At 61.2% G+C, this 6284-nt stretch carries 8 protein-coding genes; 7 read left to right on the top strand and 1 reads right to left on the bottom strand.

What is annotated here, in order from left to right:
- Nucleotides 1-6 precede the first annotated feature (6 nt).
- The 7 genes from AC11W3_RS05390 to AC11W3_RS05360 all read left to right on the top strand — a co-directional run bounded on the left by AC11W3_RS05390 (nt 7) and on the right by AC11W3_RS05360 (nt 4801).
- A complete protein-coding gene (locus tag AC11W3_RS05390; RefSeq protein WP_484092611.1) occupies nt 7-966 on the top strand; it encodes a sulfate ABC transporter substrate-binding protein in 960 nt (319 codons plus the stop codon).
- Nucleotides 967-1013: 47 nt separating this feature from the next.
- The gene (locus AC11W3_RS05385) at nt 1014-1175 is read left to right on the top strand and encodes a YezD family protein (RefSeq protein ID WP_484090060.1); all 162 of its coding nucleotides are present in this window, start codon (nt 1014-1016) and stop codon (nt 1173-1175) included.
- 309 nt (nt 1176-1484) lie between these two features.
- Nucleotides 1485-1712: a hypothetical protein gene (locus tag AC11W3_RS05380; RefSeq protein WP_484090061.1), complete on the top strand. Its 228-nt coding sequence runs from the start codon at nt 1485-1487 to the stop codon at nt 1710-1712.
- Nucleotides 1713-1807: 95 nt separating this feature from the next.
- The gene (locus tag AC11W3_RS05375) at nt 1808-1984 is read left to right on the top strand and encodes a hypothetical protein (RefSeq protein ID WP_484090062.1); all 177 of its coding nucleotides are present in this window, start codon (nt 1808-1810) and stop codon (nt 1982-1984) included.
- A 12-nt stretch (nt 1985-1996) separates the two neighbouring features.
- On the top strand, nt 1997-2827 hold the full coding sequence (locus tag AC11W3_RS05370) for a nucleotide-binding protein (RefSeq protein ID WP_484092609.1): 831 nt from the start codon (nt 1997-1999) through the stop codon (nt 2825-2827).
- A gap of 24 nt (nt 2828-2851) precedes the next feature.
- Nucleotides 2852-3718 (top strand): radical SAM protein, encoded by an 867-nt coding sequence (locus tag AC11W3_RS05365; protein ID WP_484090064.1) that lies wholly within the window; start codon nt 2852-2854, stop codon nt 3716-3718.
- Nucleotides 3719-3970: 252 nt separating this feature from the next.
- Nucleotides 3971-4801, top strand: coding sequence for an alpha/beta fold hydrolase (locus AC11W3_RS05360; protein ID WP_484090770.1), 831 nt, complete (start codon nt 3971-3973; stop codon nt 4799-4801).
- Between the two features lie 237 nt (nt 4802-5038).
- Here the strand turns inward: AC11W3_RS05360 and AC11W3_RS05355 are convergent, their stop codons facing one another.
- Nucleotides 5039-6220 carry an aminotransferase gene (locus AC11W3_RS05355; protein ID WP_484092610.1) on the bottom strand — a complete coding sequence of 394 codons (1182 nt, stop codon included), beginning with the start codon at nt 6218-6220 and terminating at the stop codon, nt 5039-5041.
- Nucleotides 6221-6284: the final 64 nt, after the last annotated feature.

The following is a 6284-nucleotide window of genomic DNA, read 5'->3' as shown; positions in this document are numbered from 1 at the left end:
GCTGCCCTGCCGTTTAGCGCATTCGCCGGTCAGGAATTCCTCAACGTCTCGTATGACCCGACCCGGGAGTTGTACCAGGACTTCAACAAGGCCTTCGCCAAAAAGTGGAAACAACAGGGCGGCCAGGAGATCAACTTCAAGCAGTCCCATGGCGGCTCCGGCAAACAGGCGAGGGCGGTCATCGACGGTCTCGAGGCTGACGTCGTCACTCTGGCCCTGGCCTACGATATCGACGAGATCCACGACAAGGCGAAGCTCATTCCCGAGAACTGGCAGAAACGGCTTCCCCACAACAGCTCCCCCTACACCTCCACCATCGTATTCCTGGTCAGGAAGGGGAACCCCAAGCATATCAAGGACTGGAACGACCTGATCAAGCCGGGCGTCGCGGTTATCACCCCGAACCCGAAAACCTCCGGCGGCGCGCGCTGGAACTATCTCGCGGCCTGGGCCTATGCACTGAAACAGAAGGGTGGCAACGAAGCCAAGGCCAAGGCTTACATCAAGGAGCTCTTCAAGCATGTCCCGGTCCTCGATTCCGGCGCCCGCGGAGCCACCACGACCTTCGTGCAGCGCGGCCAGGGGGATGTGCTCCTTGCCTGGGAGAACGAGGCTTTCCTCGCCGTGAACGAGCTGGGCAAGGACAAGTTCGAGATCGTGGTGCCGTCCCTGAGCATCCTGGCCGAGCCCCCGGTTTCGGTGGTGGACAAGGTGGTCGACAGGAAAGGTACCAGGAAGCTCGCCGAGGAATATCTGAAATACCTCTACTCCTCCGAGGGCCAGGAGATCGCGGCGAAGAACTACTACCGCCCCCGCGACAAGAAGGTAGCCGCACGCCATGCCAAGCTCTTCCCGAAGGTGAAGCTGGTCACCATCGACGACACCTTCGGCGGCTGGCGCAAAGCCCAGAAGACCCACTTCGCCGACGGCGGTGTATTCGACCAGATCTATGCAGGCGGCAAATAATTGGGGCTGAGTCGAGTTATCCGATTTAGTGACGGAAGGGGAATGTCATGACAACTGCCGCTATGGAGCAACCCGAGAAATGGACCAAGGATCTGGAGCAGAAGATACGTTTCGCCCTCAGGCAGATTCGTTTCGGGACGGTTACTCTTGTCATCCAGGACGGCAAGATCATCCAGATCGATAAGAACGAGAAGATCAGGATCCAGTAACCGTCACTGCCCGCGCACCACAGAGTAAGCGCTTGCAGACGGTAGGGCGATTAATGTAAGAGCGCCGTCCCCGGGGCGAATGCTCCGAGTGGGAGTCACCCGGCGACGGCCGGCACCCTGGGACGGGAAGCGGTTGCCACTCTTCAAAGTAGCGATCAAGAAGTACCTGGAAGAAAGAACATTTGAATACGAACCGTTAGCTGCCGTGCTGACCAGACAAACTGGAGGCCAGGCCTTAACCGTTTCCGCGGTTATGCCTGGCCTCTTTTTTTTCCACTACGGCTGTCACCAAACGACAGGAGACACCTCATGGCAATCGCAATCCCTCAGGAAGTCATCGACCTCTTCCAGGATCCCGAATCCACCAAAGTGCTGGCCACCATCGATGACCACGGCTTCCCGCACATCGTCGTCAAGCAGGCACTGCAACTCGAGGACGGCAAGCTTCTTTACCTGGAACGGCTGGAGTCCTCAACGACGAACAGGAACATGGTGCGCAGCATCGGAGGGGAAGCATCCCTTCTTCAACCACATTGACCGGCTGGTGAAGTAGCACGAGAAAAGTACCCAAGCGAGGAAACCGATGCCAGATCGGCTGGCGCTCCCTGATCGCCGCCGAGTTGGTCTACGGGGTGAGTTCGGGCTCGGGAGGCATCGGCTGGTTTATCTACGAGAACAAGAATCAGCTGGAAACCGCGTCCGTATTCGCGGGGCTATTGACCATCATCCTGATCGGCCTTGCAGTGGAGAACCTGCTCTTCTCGACGATTGAGCGGCGGACCGTGCGCCGGTGGGGGATGAAGCAGTAAAGGAGGTGGCCGATGGCCGCAGAACATGTGGTGATCTTGGGAAAGGGGGGGGGCGGCAAATCGACTACGGCGGCGAATCTCGCAGCGGCGCTGGTCGAGGCGGGGAAGAGGGTGGTGCTCGTCGGTTATGACACCCACTGGAACTCAACCGCCACGCTCCGGGGGAAGCGCGAGCTCAAACCGTTGCCGGGATGGGGCGACGAATCGGCGGTGCCGCTCTATGCCGAAGGGTACCGGGGGAGCCTCTGCCTGGAAGCCGGAGAGCTTACCATCGACGGGCAGACGGCCCAGACAGCGAGGCTCCTCGATCAGGAGCTGGTGATCGACTACGGGGCTGACTACGTCATCCATGATGTCTCTTGGGAGCCGGGGAGCGGCTTCGTCCTCCCTGCAGCTGCTGAAGGGGTGCTGCGCGTGCTGGTGGTGACCTCCGCCGATATGGGTGCCATCAACGTGGTGAACGAGCTCTTCTCCTGGCTCAACACCGTGGCCGCCGCCAACTGCCGCTTCGGCGGTGTGGTGGTCAACAACCTCTCCGGCCCCCTGTACCAGTCGATCGTTTCCGACTTCGTCAGCCAGACAGGCACCTCCATAGTGGCCACGGTCTCCCACTCGCTGATGGTATCGGTCAGCGACTTCTACAACCAGACCCTGATCGAGGCCGCCCCCTTTTCCCAGGTTTCCTACTCGTACCGGAAGCTCGCGAGGAGTGTCACCGAGCAAGGGGAGGTCCGGCGCCCGAAGTACCTGGAAGGCGAGGCGTTAAAGCGCTGGGCCATGAAGTGGGGAGAAATCATCGCCGAGCTGGAAACAGGCTTTGTACGTGACGGCTCGAATATCTGAGTCATTTCCGGACGCGGAGGATCAATGGGTAATCAGTGCGCATCACGAAACAGCATCCAGGGGCATCCCTGCTTCGGGGGAAACCGCCACGCAAACGGAAGGATCCACCTGGCCGTTGCCCCCGCCTGCAACATCAAGTGCGGCTACTGCACGCGCCGCCACGACTGCGCCAACGAGTCCCGCCCGGGCCTGGCCAGCAGGATACAGACACCGGTCGAGGCCTTGCAGACCGTGCGCGAGGTCATGCAGAGCGAGGCCCTACGCAACGTCATAAAGGTGGTCGGCATAGCAGGCCCGGGAGATCCGCTGGCCAACGAGCAGACCTTCAAGACCTTCCAACTGGTCGGACAGGAGTTCCCCCAGCTGATCAAGTGCCTGAGCACCAACGGCCTGCTCCTCCCGGAGAAGATCGAACGTCTGGCGAGGCTCGGCCTAGGGAGTCTCACGGTGACGGTCAATGCCCTGGATCCCGAGGTCGGGGGAAGTATCTACACTTTCGTCAACTATCAAGGCGACAGGTATCGGGGGAGAGACGGGGCGGCAATCCTGATCGCAAAGCAGCTGGCCGGGATCGAGCTGGCAGTCCGGCTGGGAATCACGGTCAAGGTCAACACCGTCCTGATCCCCGGGGTGAATGAAGGGGAGGTGGAGAAGATCGCCAGGAAGGTCAAGTCGCTGGGGGCGCTGGTGATGAACGTCATGCCCCTCATTCCCCAGGCCGACTTTGCCCATGCCGCGCCTCCGACACCGGAACTGCTGGAGCGGGTGAGGGCGTCGAATGAGAAGATAATCGGGCAATTACGCCACTGCCGCCAGTGCCGCGCCGACGCCATCGGGCTCATCGGCCATGATGCCGATCCCGGAGCCGGCTGCCCCCGGCCTGCTGGATAGCCTTTGTCCCGCACTCTAGGAACGAATCACAACACAGAACCTGATCAGTACCAATCTTCCGCCAGCTTCCAAAACTGTCATCTGGATCCCCGATAAGGGCATTCGGGGATGACAATCTCATAGCGGAAGATTAGCGTTGATTAGTAGAGGGATAATTGGGGTTCGTTGACTTGCCGGCAAAATGTTGTATCGCTTTTAATACTGCGGGTCCATCTGCGACCGGCATCAACCGATACGACAAGGAGAGTCTCCATGAATTTCATAACCGTCGGCAAGGAAAATTCGTGCGATATCAATCTCTATTACGAGGACCACGGGATGGGGAAGCCGGTCGTGCTCATTCACGGCTGGCCGCTCAGCAGCACCTTCTGGGAGAAGCAGGTGCCTGCCCTTTTGCGAGCGGGGCACCGGGTCATCACTTACGACCGCAGGGGGTTCGGTTACTCGAGCAAACCGGCCTCCGGCTACGACTACATTACGTTGGCGGACGACCTGCACAAGATCCTGAACAAGCTGGACCTCCGGGATGTGACGCTGGTGGGATTTTCCATGGGGGGCGGCGAGGTGGCGCGCTACCTGGGAAGGTACGGAACGGAGCGGGTGAAAAAGGCGGTCTTCATGGCTTCGGTCACCCCCTTCCTGCTGAAGACTTCCGATAATCCCGGCGGGGTCGAGGGAGCCGTTTTCGAGAGGATCAAGCAGGCCATACAGATCGACAGGCCGGCGTTTCTCACCAGCTTCCTGTCGAACTTCTACAACCTGCACGTTTTCGGGGGTAAAAAGGTGAGTGACGAGGTGGTGCGGATGAGCTGGAATGTGGCGGCTGCCGCGTCGCCGAAGGGGACGCTGGACTGCGTGCAGGCCTGGCTGACGGATTTCCGTGACGACCTGATCCGGATCGACCTCCCCACCCTGGTCATCCACGGCGACAATGACCGCATCCTCCCCTTCGCCTCAACCGGAAGCAGGACTCACGAAGCCGTGAAAGGAAGCCGTCTCATGGTGGTTGCCGGCGCGCCCCACGGTCTGAGCTGGACCCACGCGGACGAGGTGAACCGGGAACTGCTGGCCTTCCTCGAATAGGCAAACGATCCCATACCTGGCCCTCCCTTTGAGGGGGAGGGCAAATCCCCAAGAACCTGAAGGCAAATCCCCCCAAGCCCCCCTTCGCAAAGGGGGGATGTAGCCCCCAACAAAAAAACATTCCCCCTCCCCGGGGGCAGGGGGTGGGGGGAAGGTGCGAAGGTCGGCCACCGGCGCTGCTAAACGGCTACGTGGCCTTTCTCCCTGCCCTCCGGATCTCGTCCCCTTCCATGTCCGCTACGAACGGTTTTCAACCGGAAACTCCCTGAACCTCGCCACCGCCTCGGGGATCGCTTCTTCGGTGATATTCCCGAAAGCCAGCCTGAGATAGCCCTCCAGCCCCGGTCCGAAAACCTCCCCGGGCAGAAGGAGTATCCCCGCCTCCGTGACCAGTCGCTTGGCCACCTCCCTGCCGGTCCTTCCCTCGAAGGGGTGACGGACCCAGCCGAAGAACGGACCGCTGGCGACCAGGCTGAAGGCGTTACCTTCCTTTTCGAACTCCCTTCTGAAGACCTCGTGGCGGCGCTCCATCATCACCCGGTTTTCAGCCACCCATCCCCCCAGGTGCTCGATGCCGTATTTCACCGCGTGCTGCGTAATCCGCGGCTGGCAGACCGCCATGGTATCCTGCGCCTTCAGCGCGTGGCTCATGAACTCCTCCGAGGCCACCAGCATCCCCGCACGGTAACCGGTGAGCGCGAAAGTCTTGCCGAAGGAGGCGATGTGGACGAAGTGCCCTCTCCAGGAAGGGTCCTCGAACAGTTGGTGCGGCCGGACGCCTCCGGTGATGAAGCTGTTGTAGGTTTCATCGAGCACCAGGGCGATGCCGTTCCGGACCGCAAGCTCGAAGAGCTCCTTGACCATGGCCGGCGGGATGACCGCACCGGTGGGGTTGCTGGGGGTGACGAGGAGGATGGCCCGCGTCCGGTCGGTGACGAGCGCGGAGATCGCAGCCAGGTCAGGAATTCCGCCGGAGGCTTCAACGAAGGGGGCGTAGACGCAGCGGATACCGAGCATCTCCAGGGCCATGGGGTGATCGAAATACGCCGGAAGCTGCACGATGACTTCATCGCCTGCCCGGCAAAGGGTCACCATCGCGAGCCAGAAGGCCTGGCTGGCGCCGATGGTAAGGCAGAGCTGGCCAGTGGTGAGGGAGGCCCCGTAGAGGCTGCGGTAGGCGTCGCAGATCGCCTCGCGCACCTCCGGCAGGCCTTCGTCGGGGCTGTAGCGGGAGGTCAACGGGTCCCGGGTCAACCGAGCCAGGTGATCGGTCAACTCCGCGGGGGGAGGATAATCGGGAACGGCCTGGCAGAGGTCGATCAGCGGGAGGCCGTGCCGCGCCTCCGCCAGCCACCCCTTCACTTCCGAGATGGGGGGGGGATGGACGCCCCTTATGTGGTTAGAGATCGGGAATTTCATATCTGCCTCAAGCTGATTCATGTCGCTTGCGGCCTGAGCCGCGAGCGCAGGGCTCTTCGCGGAA

This window comes from Geomonas sp., assembly GCF_056994735.1.
The sequence above is the reverse complement of the archived record's forward strand: the minus strand, read 5'-3'. Positions and strand labels throughout refer to the sequence as shown.

Excerpts from the sequence above, each read along its gene's own strand:
- AC11W3_RS05385 (WP_484090060.1), top strand. The coding sequence starts at position 1,014 with ATGACAACTGCCGCTATGGAGCAACCCGAGAAATGGACCAAGGATCTG.
- AC11W3_RS05380 (WP_484090061.1), top strand. The coding sequence starts at position 1,485 with ATGGCAATCGCAATCCCTCAGGAAGTCATCGACCTCTTCCAGGATCCC.
- AC11W3_RS05370 (WP_484092609.1), top strand. The coding sequence starts at position 1,997 with ATGGCCGCAGAACATGTGGTGATCTTGGGAAAGGGGGGGGGCGGCAAA.
- AC11W3_RS05365 (WP_484090064.1), top strand. The coding sequence starts at position 2,852 with ATGGGTAATCAGTGCGCATCACGAAACAGCATCCAGGGGCATCCCTGC.
- AC11W3_RS05360 (WP_484090770.1), top strand. The coding sequence starts at position 3,971 with ATGAATTTCATAACCGTCGGCAAGGAAAATTCGTGCGATATCAATCTC.
- AC11W3_RS05355 (WP_484092610.1), bottom strand. The coding sequence starts at position 6,220 with ATGAAATTCCCGATCTCTAACCACATAAGGGGCGTCCATCCCCCCCCC.